The organism is Thermogutta terrifontis (assembly GCF_002277955.1).
GTDB lineage: Bacteria > Planctomycetota > Planctomycetia > Pirellulales > Thermoguttaceae > Thermogutta > Thermogutta terrifontis.
In genome coordinates this window covers 2,708,676-2,723,169 of sequence record NZ_CP018477.1, presented here as the reverse complement: position 1 = coordinate 2,723,169, position 14,494 = coordinate 2,708,676, and the positions used below count along the sequence as shown (strand labels likewise).

Here is a 14,494-nt window from a genome sequence, read left to right as displayed (position 1 = left end):
GTTGAATCGGTGATTTTCTTCGAGTGCTCAAAGGAGAACACCCGCCTCGACGCGCCATCACCGGGTGGCATTGCGGGTTTCAGGCGGCAACGTGAGAATCAACTCCGCGAGTTTTCGCCGAGCCTCTTCATAATCCTCCGGTGTTTCCGACCACTCGAACCAACTGGGAGTCAGCGACAGAACAAGACGTTGAGCAAGGTCGGCCTTACCCGCCCGGCGTAAGATCTCCAAATACTCGTAATCCTCAATTGAGTCTCGCAGCGCCTTTAGTCGCAAGGAGGGGACGATACCTTCATAGCCGCACGGTCTGGCAGGATACACGAGTGTTCCTTCGCCGTTGAAGGTTAACGGTCGATCGGCAGGACCAGGTCTGTATGTGTTGGCGTCCGTCCAAGGATCCTCCACCTGATCCCAATAACTCATCCCGCCCCAGTAAAGCAATCCTGTGATTCCGAATCGCCATGAAATCCAGGACGGCACACGATAATGGAGGAGTGGATAGTCGATGTGCCACCAGGGCGATTTTCGCTTTCCCTGGCAAAGCGCCGTGTATGCCCACATAATCTCCCCGAGCGCTTGCCGCTGCTTGGCGGTCGCTTCATCGTAAAGCGGAAACAGGGAACACCATATATCGACGGCACCATAAAGATCGCCCCAGGCCGGGTCCTGTGTCAGAGTTTGTTCCACGACAAGCACCTTCACTTTGGTCTGCGCCGCACGAATCGGCTTGCCCCAGTGACGAACGAACTCGTACGCCTCCGGGTCATTGGGTTCATCTTTGAGGTAGATGTAGAAGATTACGTGAGGGCGTGCGATTTCTGTGATGGCTTTGTCCCAGGCTGCCAGCCACGTCCTTAAATCCTCCGGCGACTCCGCGGGATCTTTGACCCTGCCCACCGGCGAAGGAATTTGAACCGCGTTGACGTGATAACGATCAATCCATTCCCTAAGCTGGGCGATGCTCTCATCAGGCAACTGGTACCCCTTGTCATTTCGTTGCAGTGCGAGCCACTCTGACGGTGGATAAGCATTCATACGATGTTCGCTGACCAGCGCGGCACATTGACGGTCCACTTCTTCCCAATTTTCCGGTGGTGACTCCTTCCCTGATCGGGCACGCTTGGCATAGTAAGAACGCATTCGCTGCGACGGTGAGCCGAACGCTGTCACGAGCGCCGGTGTACTGGGAAGGGTGAAGTCCCAGACCTCTATTGACAAAGGAATGTCAACTTGGTTAACGCCGCTGCCCCGGACCGTAACTTTTCCCGCGTATTTTCCGGGCGGCGTTCCTGGAGGGATAAAGAGATCCACATAGAATCCGTGTGTTTCGTCAGCGGGTAAATCAAAAGGAAAGGCCTGGTACTTACCCCGAAGTGGAACGTCCTTTACGGGATCGCGGCTCGGGATAAGGGGATCGGGATACCAACCGGGGCGAAAGGCCTCGTTGCGATGTGTCCCGTTGACGATATGGATTTGATGCTCGCGATATACTCGAAAATTCGACGGGGTTATCGTCGCGTCCTGAGGTCCTTTCGGGGCCGTAATAACAAGTTCGATTTGCGGAACCGGCTGGGAACTTCGCATGAAGACCTGAAAACCAACCCACTCATTTCTGGCCGCGGCCACCTCGATGTGACGCGCGGGACGTTGCGGGGGCAGGTCCTCGCGGCACAAGCATCGCGTCGCCGTTTCCACCCAAACAGTTAGTTCCGCCAGGAGTGATCCATAGAGTGTAATCCACACGAAACTACTCAAGATCGCCACGCAGGTTGGCGAGCAACTGACAATCCAGCGACGAGATTGATGTGCTTTCATGGTCCACCTCCCCAAAGAATACCTTCGCACTCAAGTAACCTGGCGCGGATCCTACTTCTGTCGCGAGACTGTTTCGCAACGGTCCGCACTGAAGCGATCCGAGCGCACGAAGTTATGGACCCCCTCAACGGACGCGGCATCGCGTCATGTTTCAGGACCGGTCATATTATTGCGTAAAGGAACCTTGGATGGTACTGGGAAGGCAATGGGCGCACCCGACGCGGCCGGAACCTCTCCTGCCGGAAATAGCAAAGGAAACAAACGCTCTGTTCCGACTCGCTTTAGTCTTTGCGACACATTGGTTTGCCTGAGAAAATCGACTTTCCGATTCGAGGACGGCAGCTAAAATTCCGTAAAGGAACTACCCAACTCTGTGGCCCATATTGCGTTTTGGGTTCGGAAGTTACGCAATGACCCAATCTACAGCCCCCCAGTTTACACAGCGATTCGCGGACTATTCCTGGAAAGATATCCAGCACAGCCCGCTCATGCTCTACTATGAAGTTACCCAGGCTTGCGACCTGGTGTGCAAGCACTGCCGAGCCTCGGCACAGCCATCCGCGCATCCCGAGGAGCTGTCTTCTGACGAGGCGCAGGCCCTCATTCGGGAAGCCTCGCTGTTTCCTAAAAAGCCGAACATCGTCTTCACTGGAGGCGACCCGCTTAAGCGTCCCGACATCTTTGACCTGATCGCCTTCGCCAAGGAGTGCGGTCTCAATGTGGCTTTGACGCCGTCGGCAACTCCGCTAGCAACTGCCAGTGCTCTGAAACGAGCAAAAGATGCTGGGGTGACGGCACTGGGAGTGAGTCTGGACGGTGCCGACGCGGCGACTCACGATGCCTTTCGCGGCTGGCAGGGTAGTTTTGACCGCACGATGGAGATTCTGGCGGCCGGGCGAGATTTGGGATTCTACCTCCAGGTTAACACCACGATCACCAAGCGAAACGTCGGCCAGGTGGAGGCGATGGCCGAGTTGCTGAATGACCAGGGAATCCACATGTGGTCTGTGTTTTTCCTGGTTCCTGTCGGCCGTGGCGCGTTTGAACAGCGGATTGCACCAGAGGAATACGAACAGGTGTTCAAAATACTGTGGGAACAGGCTCAGACTCGCCCGTATGCGATTAAGACCACGGAGGCACCGCATTACCGCCGGTTCGTTCTGGAAGAGCTGCGCCACCTCCCGGAGGAGAAGGTTTCACCCAGGGCAGTTCAACTGGCGAAACGCCTTACGCTAGGTGTCGGCGATGGCAAAGGAATCATGTTTGTGGGCCATACGGGAGAGATTTACCCTGCCGGTTTCTTGCCTATCCAGTGCGGGCGTTTCCCCAAAGACTCGATTGTCAAGACGTACCAGGAGCACGAGGTCTTTCGGGCGCTCCGCAATCCGAATCTGCTTGGCGGAAAGTGCGGCGTTTGTCGGTACCGCTACGTGTGTGGCGGCAGCAGGGCTCGGTCGTATGCGGTGACCGGAGATTATCTCGCCCCCGAACCGGACTGCGTGTTTTTCTCCGACACGGAAGTTCCTTTTCAGCCTTATTAGAAAAACCCTGCTGAGTGACTGCCAGGGGGTTAACCGCTGAGGCCGTCCCTGGGATGTGTCGCTACACGAGCGAAACCCGAGGGAAAGTCACTCGTTCGTCCATAGTCCACGTGTCGGGCACCTGAACGGGCTTTTCGCGGAAAAAACGCCGAAAAACTGCACAAGCCGGGGAAGTTAGCCGATGCTTTTGGACAAGATGGTGGTGCGTTGCCTCCGAAAGGGCGTTTTTTCGGGGATTTTTGCAGGTTCCCATCTTGAAATCTTGGAAAAATTCGGTCTAATCATGACAAACGTGGCTGGAGCCCGCGGTTGCGGGACGTAGGACGGACGGATTTGGTTCGCATCGTGGATCGCATGGTTTAGGAGGTACGTGGCGTATGGCAAAGGACACCGCTGAGAAGAAGCCCCTCACCAAAACACAGCTCGTGAAGGCTCTGGCAGAAGCGACCGGTCTTAAGAAAGCCGATGTGGAGGCGGTATTGAACGCCCTCACCGAGGAAGTGAAAAAAGCCCTGAGCCCTCGCGGACCGGGAGCATTCGTACTCCCCGGCTTGCTGAAGATCAAGAAGGCCAAAACCAAGCCGACGCCTGCCCGTCAGATGCCCAAGCCCGGCAAGCCGGATGAGATCATCACGATCCCCGCGAAACCTGCCCGGAACGTGGTTCGCATTCGGGCATTGAAGCAACTCAAAGAGATGGTCTGAGTCGCCCGAGTCGCCTGCGATCGCCGAAACTGTTGAACGCCGTTAGCGCGTAACTGCCGCTGGAGAAACGTAGTGGCAATCACCGGGCGGCTAAGTGGTGCTGTCCACGGTCAGAAGTCTTTACGTCCTTTCCGCGGGAGCGTCTGCGGGAAAGGATGTGTGTTGAGTTTCGGCCTGCCGCACCATTTATCATCAGATCGGCTGAGCCGGGGCACTTAGCGCAGATGGAGGTAGGATCATAGGATCATTTTCCTTTGAGCCGTACCAACGTGGCAGGGAGTTTGCCTACTTTCCCTGCCACGTTTCTCTGCTCTTACCCAGGTGGCTCCAGTACTTCAGCCAATAGTCCGCGGGTCAGTCCCAACTGGTGAGTCCCTAGTTATCAGGTGCACCCGGGGATCTTTGTTTTCCCGTTTCTTCCACCGCCGCGAGCATTTCTTGGAGAAGTTCGAGCGGCAGCCCCACGACATTACTCTCACTTCCCTCAAGGATTTTCAGCCATCCCAAGCGGTCCTGGTACCCGAAGGCCCCCGCTTTTCCCTCCCACAAACCGGTCCGCAGGTATTCTTCAATCGCGTCATCCGGGATGAAATCCATCATAAGCCGGGTGCAGGCCACGCGGATGTCAGGGGAACAATCCGGATAATCCCAGAGACATACTCCCGTGAACACACGATGCTCGGTGCCCCGCAGCAGATGCAATATCTCTCGGGCATGGTCCATGTCACGGGGTTTTCCAACAAGTTGCCCCTTACATTCCACCACGGTATCGCATCCGAGGATTAAGCCACGTCCTACCTTCTGGGCAACATTCCGGGCCTTCTGAAATGCCATTCTGGCGGCAAATTGGGCGGGATTTTCGCCGCTGCAAATGCCGCACTCGGCAGAGTCGTCGGGTGGAACAACACGGAAGGGGATGCCCAATTGCTCTAGCAGTTCTCTTCTGCGCGGAGATTGACTTGCCAGGACAAGCTCTCGGCGATGTGAGTCAGTCATGTATTAACGAGAGTCCCTTTATTCTTGGCCTAAAATTGCCATAATTGCAGCATTCAGAGCGAAACGTTTGCGTTTCCCAGGCGTCCATTCAACCATTATACTTGTGGGGGAAGCCCGCCTTGACATGGAGAGGCGTCAACGGACAGGGTTGTCCAAAACCAAATTGTGCCTCAGAATGGGGTTCCAAAATAAAGGGTCGTGCGAACGTTTATCTAGTGGGAGGCTTACCGATGTACCAACGTTTACTGCTCTGGGCTAGCTGCTTCGCGTTTGTCGCCAACTCGTTGCTCGCCGCAGCGAGCGAACAAGGGCGTCCAGAACGGCCCAACTTCATCGTTATCAACATCGACGACCTGGGTTATGCAGACATTGGGCCATTCGGATCGGAGATCAATCGAACCCCTCATCTTGACCGGATGGCCGCGGAAGGCCGTAAACTCACCTCATTTTATGCCGCGCCTGTGTGCTCTCCATCACGCGCTGCCCTGATGACGGGGAGTTATGCGAAACGTGCTCTGCCTATTCCCCATGTGCTCTTTCCGGCCGACCCAGTGGGTTTGGCACCAGAAGAAGTAACCGTTGCCGAACTCCTCAAATCTGCTGGTTACAGAACGGCTCTGATCGGCAAGTGACATCTCGGAGATCAACCGGAATTTTTGCCGCTCCAGCAAGGGTTCGATGAGTATTTTGGACTCCCGTATTCCAATGACATGGGACCCGCGGAAGATGGGGTGAAGAGCAGCCTCGGCGAGCCGCTTCCCAAACCTCGCCCTGGCCAAAAGGGACAACCTCCCCTGCCACTCATGCGGAACAACACGGTGATCAAACGTGTGCTGCCTGACGATCAGCAGGCCCTCGTGGAGCTGTACACCAAGGAGGCGGTAAGATTCATTCGTGACAATCAGGACCGACCGTTTTTCCTGTACCTTGCTCACAACGCCGTGCACTTTCCGATCTACCCAGGCAAAAAATGGGCGGGACGCTCGCCGCACGGGATTTACTCGGACTGGGTTGAGGAAGTGGACTGGAGCGTGGGACAGGTGCTCGACACGCTTCGGGAAACCGGGCTGGATCGAAAAACCCTTGTCCTGTTGGTAAGTGACAATGGTGGCACGCAACGGGCCGTGAATCGTCCCTTACGTGGATTTAAAGGAAGCACCTGGGAGGGCGGAATTCGAGTTCCGGCGATTGCCTGGTGGCCGGGCCAAATTCCGCCAGGAACGAGCACAGACGTGATTGTGGGCATGTTCGACGTTCTGCCCACGTTCGCCTACCTGGCCGGTGTTCCGCTTCCACAGGACCGCAGATTAGACGGAATCAACATCTGGCCGCATTTGACCGGCGAGGCAGACGGAAGGCCGGCACACGAGACATTCTACTATTTCAGGGGACTGGTCCTGGAAGGTGTTCGTCATGGCGACTGGAAGTTGCGGGTCGCACCTAATGCAAAGGGCAAGCCCGAACTCTATAACCTGCGAGAAGACATCGGCGAGTCTCGCAACGTGGCAGCCGAACATCCCGAGATCGTCGCCAGGCTGGAAAAACTGATGGCCGAAATGGATCAGGACCTTGGCCGTGACGGGATAGGACCCGGTTGCCGTCCGCTGGGGCGGGTTGCTAATCCTCGTCCCCTCATCGACTATGATGGCACAATCCGACCGGGATTTGAGCCGAAGTGAACGACCTTGCCAGCACAAGCCACGGCAGCGTTTTTGAATTGCGACTGTCAGGCCGGTGATATTGGTTTGGTATCGAGCGGTTTTTCCGCAAGCAGACAAGATTGGGTATTTAGGTTTGGTGATCCGTCCGGGAGAACCGTTCGGACAACGCTCCAGCGTTTGCTTTTGTCATGCGATCTGCCAACCAGGAAGCGCTTGAAAAGCTGAATCTAGAATAATCCTACAGAGCAGGGGGAGGCCGCCATCGAGTATGTGTTTTCAACTATCCCTTGCCATTTAGAAAGGAAGCAACCGTTGGCTGACGAATCGATTGTTGAAATAACCACGATTGTCGCTCTCGGCGGCTTGGGACAATGGTTGGCGTGGCGGCTGCGTATTCCTGCAATCGTTTTGCTCCTTGGTCTGGGGACCCTTGCCGGCCCCGTTCTGGGACTCTTGCATCCCGACGAGGTCTTCGGTGAATTGATCCGGCCGTTCATCGCTCTCGCGGTAGGATTGATCCTCTTTGACGGAGGGCTCAACCTGCGTTTCCGCGAGCTCCGGGGAATTGGCGGGGTCTTTGGTCGTTTGATGACAATTGGAGCGGCCGTCACATGGGGACTTCTGGCCGTTGCCGGTCGATTGGTTCTGGGGTTGACCTGGCCGGTGGCGGCCCTTCTTGCATGCATTCTGACCGTCACCGGCCCAACCGTGATTGGTCCTATCCTGCGGCACCTCCGTCTGCGCGGTCGGGTAGCCTCACTTCTTAAGTGGGAAGGCATCCTCATTGATCCACTGGGGGCCATTCTGGCAGTTCTTGTTTTCGCAGCTCTCGAACAGCAGAGCCTCAATGCTGGCGTCTGGGAAATCGGGATCCGACTGATTCAAACCCTGCTTGCAGGATTCGGTGTGGGGATTGCGATGGGTTTCGTGATGGTGGCTGCCTTTGCCCGATTTTGGATTCCCGACTTCTTGACAAATCCGATTTCCCTTATGCTGACGCTGGTGGCATTTGTCCTTGCGAACACCCTGTGTCGTGAATCAGGCCTTTTGGCGGTGACCGTCACGGGTATGGTTGTGGCCAATCAGCACAAATTCGCCATCCGCCAACTGCTGGAGTTCAAGGAAGCCTTAACCGTTTTGCTCATATCTGTTTTGTTCGTCGTTTTGGCAGCTCGCATCCGATGGGAGTATCTTCAAGGACTGGGATGGCAAAGCGTTGTCTTTTTACTACTGGTCATCCTCGTCATTCGACCAGTAGCAGTATTTGTGTCCACCTGGGGAAAAACGTTGAGCTGGAATGAGCGACTGTTTCTCGCCGGGATGGCGCCACGCGGCGTTGTGGCTATGGCGGTCGCTTCGGTAGCAGCGCTGGCTCTTTCCCAGGGCCAGTATGAGGGGGCCGAAAAGCTCGTGCCTGTCACATTGCTCGTCGTGTTTGGAACAGCCGCCGTGTACGGATTGTTAGCCGCGCCTCTGGCTCGCTTTCTCAATTTGATTCAGGAGAATCCTCAGGGCATCCTGTTTGTCGGCGCCAGTCACTGGGTGCGTGAACTTGCAGTCGTGCTTCAACGAGAGGATTGCCGGGTCGTGCTGGTGGACTCCAATAGACAGAATGTCACCGCCGCCCGCCTGGCTGGGCTTCCTGCCATTCATGGCGACGCCCTTTTGGAAGTGACACGCGAGAGCATCGACTACATGGGACTGGGGCGGATGCTGGCCGTGACATCCAACAACGAAGTCAATTCGCTTGCCTGCATGATTTACGCGGAGGACTTTGGCAGGCAGGAAGTCTATCAACTCCCTTGGCTGCCCCCCAAAGAAAAGCCTCGCGATCCTGTGTCGCCTGAGCACAGGGGACGGCTGCTGTTCGGAAAAGACCTGACCTATTCGAGGATAACTGAAATTTTTTACCAGGGTGGGCGGTTTAAAAGCACGAAAATCACGAAGGAATTTGACTTTGCCCAGTACAGAGAGTTATACGGCGACAAAGCCTATCCTCTCTTTGTGCTACGAACTGGGGGCGTTGTTTTCGTGGTTACAGATGCTCCGCTGGCAGACATCCGGCCCGGCGACACAGTCATCGCCCTGGTCTGCCCGGGGAAGGATCCGTCTTCGCCTCAGCCACCAGCAGCAGCGGCTTCGGCTGATGGCCAATCCCACCCGGGGTGAAAAAACGCTGCCCCATCCCCACTTTCTATATGGGCCCCTGAGAAGCCAAAGCTCCGACATGGAGTGGGGGTAATTCATGAATTGCCCCTACGGCCAAACCGGAAGTGAAGTTAGCAGACAAAGATCAGTCCGCGAATTGGACGACCCGCCGTCGGAGTGTGGACCTGACAGGCAGGTCCCTCCGAGCATCAATTTGACTCCCGCGGGAGGTTTCGGCCATGCCCAGACTTCTTACTGGCGTCGAGGAAAGCGGGGATAACTCGGGAAAGAACGGGGTAACTGCCGAGTCCGCTCGTGGGTAAAATGAGTAAGACAGGCCTCGTAATATGGTGTAAAAGATCTTTTGACCGGAAAAACTTTGAGCATCACCCAACACGGCGGAGGACGAGATGCACGACGAAAGGATTCCCGTTACCCGAGAAGGCTACGAAAAACTCCAGCGAGAGCTTGCTGAACTGGAAGATCAGTTGGTGGAAGTGACCAAGCGGGTGGCCGCCGCTCGGGAAGAGGGCGATTTGCGAGAGAATGCGGAATATCATGGCGCCCGCGAAACGCAGGGACTGATCATGGCAAAAATCAATTACCTGCGGGACAAGATTGCGCGGTGCGAAATTGTGGACCTTAGCCGGATGCCGCGCGATCGGGTGGCGATGGGGTGCACTGTGACGGTTCGAGATCTGACCACCGGAGAGGTCATCAAATACACCCTCGTGGGCATGGGCGAGGAGGACTTTGAGCAGGGACGCATCCCGGCCAATAGTCCCTTGGGTCGAGGTCTGATCGGTAAAAAACCTGGCGAAATGGCGGAAATCCGAGTTCCTGCCGGAATCCGACGGTTGGAAGTCCTTGAGATCAGTTACGAGGAATAATTGTTTTCTCCAGCCATGCGTCCTCTCCGGCGACAATTTTGCGTACCGCAAGGAATGGGCGTCGATGGGCCTGCCTCTCCGTCGCCCGGGGAGAACTGGTGTTCGCTGTGTCCCACACTGTCGAGAAACGTTTTCTGCCGTTCTTTGGCGGGGATCTGATTGTGAAATGATTTTGAACTGATGACGGGGTGGAGATTTTTACCAGGCTCTTGAGCGGGCAGTTTTCACATGTTATGGTAGTGGCCGGGTGTGACACCATTTTTCCCAGTAACGGAGGTGTCGCTTAACCGGCGGACCATCTGTGAATTTCCAACGCGTAGGAGCACCATCATGGCCAGGCTACATCGTCGCCAGTTTCTCAAACGCAGTGCCGCGCTCGCCTCGCTAGCATATTGTGCGCAAATTGTCCCTTCTCGGGGCGAAACCGCTCAATCGAAGCTCAACATTGCTGCGATTGGCGTCGGAGGAAGAGGCCGAGCCAATCTCGACGGTGTGAAGGACGAAAACATTGTCGCGCTGTGCGATGTTGACGCAAACAATTTGGCCGAGGCGGCGAAACTATTTCCTCGGGCCAAGCTGTACCGGGACTTCCGTCGGATGCTCGATGAAATGGGGAACTCGATCGATGCCGTGGTCGTGAGCACTCCCGATCACACACATGCCCCGGCAGCGGCAGCGGCGATGAAGCTTGGCAAACACTGCTACTGCGAAAAGCCGCTTACCCATTGTGTGTATGAAGCCCGGTATCTGGCTGAACTAGCGGCTGAGAAAAAAGTTGTCACGCAAATCGGGACACAGATTCATGCAGGTGACAACTACCGCCGCGTTGTGGAATGGGTGCAGGCGGGAGTCATTGGCCCCATTCAGGAAGTTCATGTTTGGTGTGCCGCGAGTTACAGCGGGGGAGATACGCCGAAAGATACCCCGCCGGTTCCGCCCTATCTCGATTGGGACCTGTGGCTCGGTCCCGCGCCCTACCGGCCGTATCACCCAGCGTACGTACCTTTCCGATGGAGAGGTTGGAAAGATTTTGGGAGCGGAGCCCTGGGAGATTTCTTCTGCCACTATTCAGACCTCGCTTTTTGGGCCCTGGGCCTCAAGTATCCAACTTCCGTGGAGGCTGAAGGTCCCCCGCCTCACCCTGACAGCACACCTCCCTGGCTGATCGTCCGTTATGAATTTCCGGCTCGGGGCGAGCTCCCTCCGGTACGCTTAACTTGGTACGACGGGGGCAAGCGGCCACCCATTCAGGCTGAAGTCAAGCTGCCCGACTGGGCATCCGGCGTGCTGTTCGTGGGAGAAAAAGGGATGATCCTTGCCGACTATGGGCGGCGCCTACTTTGGCCTGAGGAAAAATTCGCCGGTTTTCAGCCACCCCCGGAGACGATTCCTCCCTCGATCGGCCACCACCGCGAATGGGTCGAAGCCTGCAAAACAGGCGGAACAACGACGTGCCATTTTGGATACTCAGGCCCCTTGACCGAAGCTGCTCTCCTGGGAATGGTGGCTTTTCGCGTGGGCCAAAAGATCAATTGGGATCCCGTCAACCTGAAAGCTATCAACTGTCCGGAAGCTGACATCTGGATCAAGAAACCCTATCGCGAAGGTTGGAGCCTATGAGAAAACGCTTGGCGCGGCAGCAGCTAACCACCGCGTTGGTGCTGGGAAGTTTCTTGCTGTTATCCCCGGCCAGTATTTTCGGATTTGAAGCCGCTTCGGAAACCAACCGACCGGAAGGGGCGGTTTTGGAATCTGCACCTCCCCCGAAGTATCGCCCCAATTCTGAATATCAGGTGCAGCATCTTCTGGGATGGAAGTTGTACGTCGCCCCGGATCTGCTGGAGGATCAAGAGCTGAGCAACCGAGTGTTCGCCGAGCTGGAAAGGCAGCTCAAACAGATCACAGAAGCCGTACCACCGGAGGCTCTCAAAAAGATTATGCAGGTCCCCATCTGGATCGAGAAACAGGAGGGGCATCACCCGTGTATGGCCTACCACCCAGATCCGGGGTGGCTCCGTAATCACGACATGAATCCGGATAAGGCCAAGTGTGTGGAAATTGCCAACGGTCGCAATTTCGTGAACTGGTCCAGAACGCAGCCATGGATGGTTCTCCACGAACTGGCCCATGCTTACCACGATCAGTTTTTGCCGGGGGGCTTTGGCAACCGGCGGCTTCGTCAGCGATTTGAGGAGGTAAGGAAGGAAGCCCTTTATCAAAAGGTGAAGCACGTCAACGGGCGAGAGCAAGAGGCTTATGCCCTGAAAAATGTCATGGAATTCTTTGCCGAGAATTCTGAGGCATTTTTCGGCAAAAATGACTTTTATCCCTTCACGCGGGACGACCTGGAAAAGTATGACCCGAAAACACTCGCGTTGATCGCCGCAATGTGGGGCGTTTCGGTCAGCAGCACTTCCGAAAAACCCGAGGAAAAGACGGCACAATCCGAGAATCGGGAAGAGGCTCAGTCCCAGAGCAATCAGTAGCTTTGATGGGAAATACCTTGAACGTGGCTGGCCGATCGCGTGAGGGAAGAATGCCCATTTTTTGCGCATGTCAATGGGGGCTGGCGAAGGCGATCCGTGAACCTTCACAGCGCTGAGCTTAACCAATGACCGCGGGAAGCCCTTTGGATAACCACCTAAGTGGGGTTTCAGCAGTTGTTTGACCGATATGAGAGAAAAGGACCACAGGTGTAGAATCGCGTCGTGAAGATGGGAAGACTCAACTGAAAAATGGTGAGTAGAGGAGATCTGGCAGATCTGCGGTGATTTGAACAGCCAGGCACACTTTCGGGAAACCCGGATGAAAACAATGTACGCAAACTCATTATCACGGATGGTCGGTTTGGCAGCCTTGGTTGTCTTGGAGTTGGCTGCGACGGGTTGGGCAAGCACCCCGTTAGAATCTTTGTTCCCCTCGACAACTCGGGGATTTTTGGCAGTGAGAAACGTCCAGGAATTGCGTGAACATTTCGAGAAGACGCAAATCGGTCAATTACTGAAAGACCCCGCTCTTCAGCCATTTGTGGAAGATCTGCGACAGCAGATTCAGGAGCGTCTTTCGGGAAGCCGCGAGCAACTGGGTATCACGGCGGAAGACGTCGCTCAGATTGCGACGGGAGAGGTAGCGGTGGGCGTTATTCATAAAGAGGGTGAAGAGGAGGCCGGTTTGGCTGCCGTCATCACCATCACAGGAGAGCGCCAAAAGGCACAGGATCTTATTAACAGAATAGTGGACGACGTCAAAAAGCGTGGGGGAAGTACAGAAAAGATAACTATTCGCGGTGAAGAGGTTCTGGCCATCACCATGCCCAAACGGCCTGATGGAACGACCGGCGGGAAGGTGTTTTGCTGCCTACAGAATGATCTTCTGATCACCGCAAGCAATCAGGCGGCTATCGAGTCGATCCTGACTCTTCAGAAACAAAAAGGCAACTCGCTAACGGAAGTGAAAGGGTTTAGCGCGATCATGGATCGGTGTCGGAGGGACCTGCCTGATGGAGAGGAACCCCAAATCCGGTGGTTTGTCGACCCATTCGGCTATGCGGAGGCCATCCGCACGACCATCCCCCCTGAGCGACGGAAACAGCGCCGGCTGCAACTGGAGCGTCTCAAGGCGGCTGGGTTTTCCGTATTTCAGGGAATCGGAGGCTTTTTAAGCTTTTCCACAGAAGGCTTCGAACTCATTCATCGCACCTTTGTTTACGCTCCGCCTCCGCGTGAAAAGTCGGCCAAGATGTTTGATTTTCCCAATGGCGAAGCATTTCAAGTTCCCAAGTTCATTCCCCGGGATCTGGCCACAATAGGGATGGGGTATTGCAATCTGTTGACCGGGTTCGACAACATCGGGCCGGTGTTCGACCAGGTCATCGGCGAGGGGGAAGAAGGCGTCTGGGATGAGGTTCTTGCCGGCCTGAAAGATGACCCGCAGGGGCCGCAGATAGATCTGCGGAACGAATTGTTCGCCCATTTCGGTGAAAAAGTGGCAATATTTACGGCGTATCGATTGCCCATCACCACGACGAGCGAGCGCATCCTCATTGCCATTGAAGTGAAAGATGAGCAGGCCACTGAAAAGGGCATCGCGAAGGTCTTTGCCAATGATAAGCACTTCCGCGAACGCGAGCACAAGGGAAAGGTCATATGGGAACGGAAGCCGCCAGAAACACGGGCGGTGCCACGGATTGAATTGGGCGGCGTGCCCGGATTGGCGCAGCCCGAACCAAGTGACAGCGAGGAGACCGAGCCACTTTTCCCCAACACATCAGTCACGGTTCACCAAGGATATCTTCTCATTGCGTCACACTTCGACTACCTGACCGAGATTTTGGGCCTGCAAAGCGAGCGCGAGACGATTGTTAGGAATCCAGATTTTCTCGAGGTGATGGAAACCATCGAGAAACTGGGTGGCAAAAAGGCCTGTTGGCGCGGATTCTCGCTGACTGACGAGGAATATCGTCCCACTTATGAACTTATTCGTCAGGGAAAAATGCCGGAAAGCGAGACGATGCTGGGACGAATCCTCAATACGATCTTTGCGCCCCCAGAGAAAGGCGCTGTCCGCAAGCAACGGATCGATGGAAGCAAACTTCCGGACTACGAGGTGGTACGACGCCACCTGGGGCCGGCGGGAGTCTTCGCGGTGACGGAAAATGACGGCTGGTTTATTAAGGGGTTCACTCTCCCCAAAAAATAAAAAGCCATCCAAAATGGTTGCGGACATTACCTTGCGGCCGG

General features: G+C 55.6%; 9 protein-coding genes and 1 pseudogene. 8 read left to right on the top strand and 2 right to left on the bottom strand.

Annotation, left to right across the window (positions count from 1 at the left end):
- Positions 1 to 57: 57 nt before the first annotated feature.
- Complete coding sequence (locus THTE_RS10060) at positions 58 to 1,815, bottom strand: DUF4091 domain-containing protein (RefSeq protein ID WP_095415317.1); 1,758 nt, start codon at positions 1,813 to 1,815, stop codon at positions 58 to 60.
- Positions 1,816 to 2,225: 410 nt separating this feature from the next.
- Between THTE_RS10060 and THTE_RS10055 the strand changes: the two genes are divergently transcribed.
- Complete coding sequence (locus THTE_RS10055; protein ID WP_095415316.1) at positions 2,226 to 3,356, top strand: TIGR04053 family radical SAM/SPASM domain-containing protein; 1,131 nt, start codon at positions 2,226 to 2,228, stop codon at positions 3,354 to 3,356.
- A gap of 377 nt (positions 3,357 to 3,733) precedes the next feature.
- Entirely contained in the window at positions 3,734 to 4,060 is a 327-nt protein-coding gene (locus tag THTE_RS10050) for an HU family DNA-binding protein (RefSeq protein WP_095415315.1), read from the top strand.
- Between the two features lie 375 nt (positions 4,061 to 4,435).
- Here THTE_RS10050 and THTE_RS10045 read toward each other — a convergent pair whose 3' ends face one another.
- Positions 4,436 to 5,056, bottom strand: coding sequence for a Maf family protein (locus tag THTE_RS10045; protein ID WP_095415314.1), 621 nt, complete (start codon positions 5,054 to 5,056; stop codon positions 4,436 to 4,438).
- 230 nt (positions 5,057 to 5,286) lie between these two features.
- Between THTE_RS10045 and THTE_RS10040 the strand changes: the two are divergent.
- The 6 genes and pseudogenes from THTE_RS10040 (at position 5,287) to THTE_RS10015 (ending at position 14,453) form a co-directional block, all read left to right on the top strand.
- Positions 5,287 to 6,735, top strand: a pseudogene (locus tag THTE_RS10040) (sulfatase family protein).
- A gap of 294 nt (positions 6,736 to 7,029) precedes the next feature.
- Positions 7,030 to 8,886, top strand: a complete 1,857-nt coding sequence (locus THTE_RS10035) for a cation:proton antiporter (protein WP_157732014.1) — start codon at positions 7,030 to 7,032, stop codon at positions 8,884 to 8,886.
- A gap of 389 nt (positions 8,887 to 9,275) precedes the next feature.
- A complete protein-coding gene (gene greA / locus THTE_RS10030) occupies positions 9,276 to 9,755 on the top strand; it encodes a transcription elongation factor GreA (RefSeq protein WP_095415312.1) in 480 nt (159 codons plus the stop codon).
- 330 nt (positions 9,756 to 10,085) lie between these two features.
- The gene (locus THTE_RS10025) at positions 10,086 to 11,375 is read left to right on the top strand and encodes a Gfo/Idh/MocA family protein (protein WP_095415311.1); all 1,290 of its coding nucleotides are present in this window, start codon (positions 10,086 to 10,088) and stop codon (positions 11,373 to 11,375) included.
- Positions 11,372 to 12,241, top strand: a complete 870-nt coding sequence (locus tag THTE_RS10020; protein WP_095415310.1) for a M90 metallopeptidase family protein — start codon at positions 11,372 to 11,374, stop codon at positions 12,239 to 12,241. The genes THTE_RS10025 and THTE_RS10020 overlap by 4 nt, the downstream gene beginning before the upstream one ends.
- A 457-nt stretch (positions 12,242 to 12,698) precedes the next feature.
- Positions 12,699 to 14,453: a DUF3352 domain-containing protein gene (locus THTE_RS10015; RefSeq protein WP_157732013.1), complete on the top strand. Its 1,755-nt coding sequence runs from the start codon at positions 12,699 to 12,701 to the stop codon at positions 14,451 to 14,453.
- Positions 14,454 to 14,494 lie beyond the last annotated feature (41 nt).

Bases quoted from the DNA above. Each gene is read 5' to 3' on its own strand.
- THTE_RS10050 (WP_095415315.1), top strand. From the start codon at position 3,734: ATGGCAAAGGACACCGCTGAGAAGAAGCCCCTCACCAAAACACAGCTC.
- THTE_RS10025 (WP_095415311.1), top strand. From the start codon at position 10,086: ATGGCCAGGCTACATCGTCGCCAGTTTCTCAAACGCAGTGCCGCGCTC.
- THTE_RS10060 (WP_095415317.1), bottom strand. From the start codon at position 1,815: ATGAAAGCACATCAATCTCGTCGCTGGATTGTCAGTTGCTCGCCAACC.
- THTE_RS10055 (WP_095415316.1), top strand. From the start codon at position 2,226: ATGACCCAATCTACAGCCCCCCAGTTTACACAGCGATTCGCGGACTAT.
- THTE_RS10020 (WP_095415310.1), top strand. From the start codon at position 11,372: ATGAGAAAACGCTTGGCGCGGCAGCAGCTAACCACCGCGTTGGTGCTG.
- greA (WP_095415312.1), top strand. From the start codon at position 9,276: ATGCACGACGAAAGGATTCCCGTTACCCGAGAAGGCTACGAAAAACTC.
- THTE_RS10045 (WP_095415314.1), bottom strand. From the start codon at position 5,056: ATGACTGACTCACATCGCCGAGAGCTTGTCCTGGCAAGTCAATCTCCG.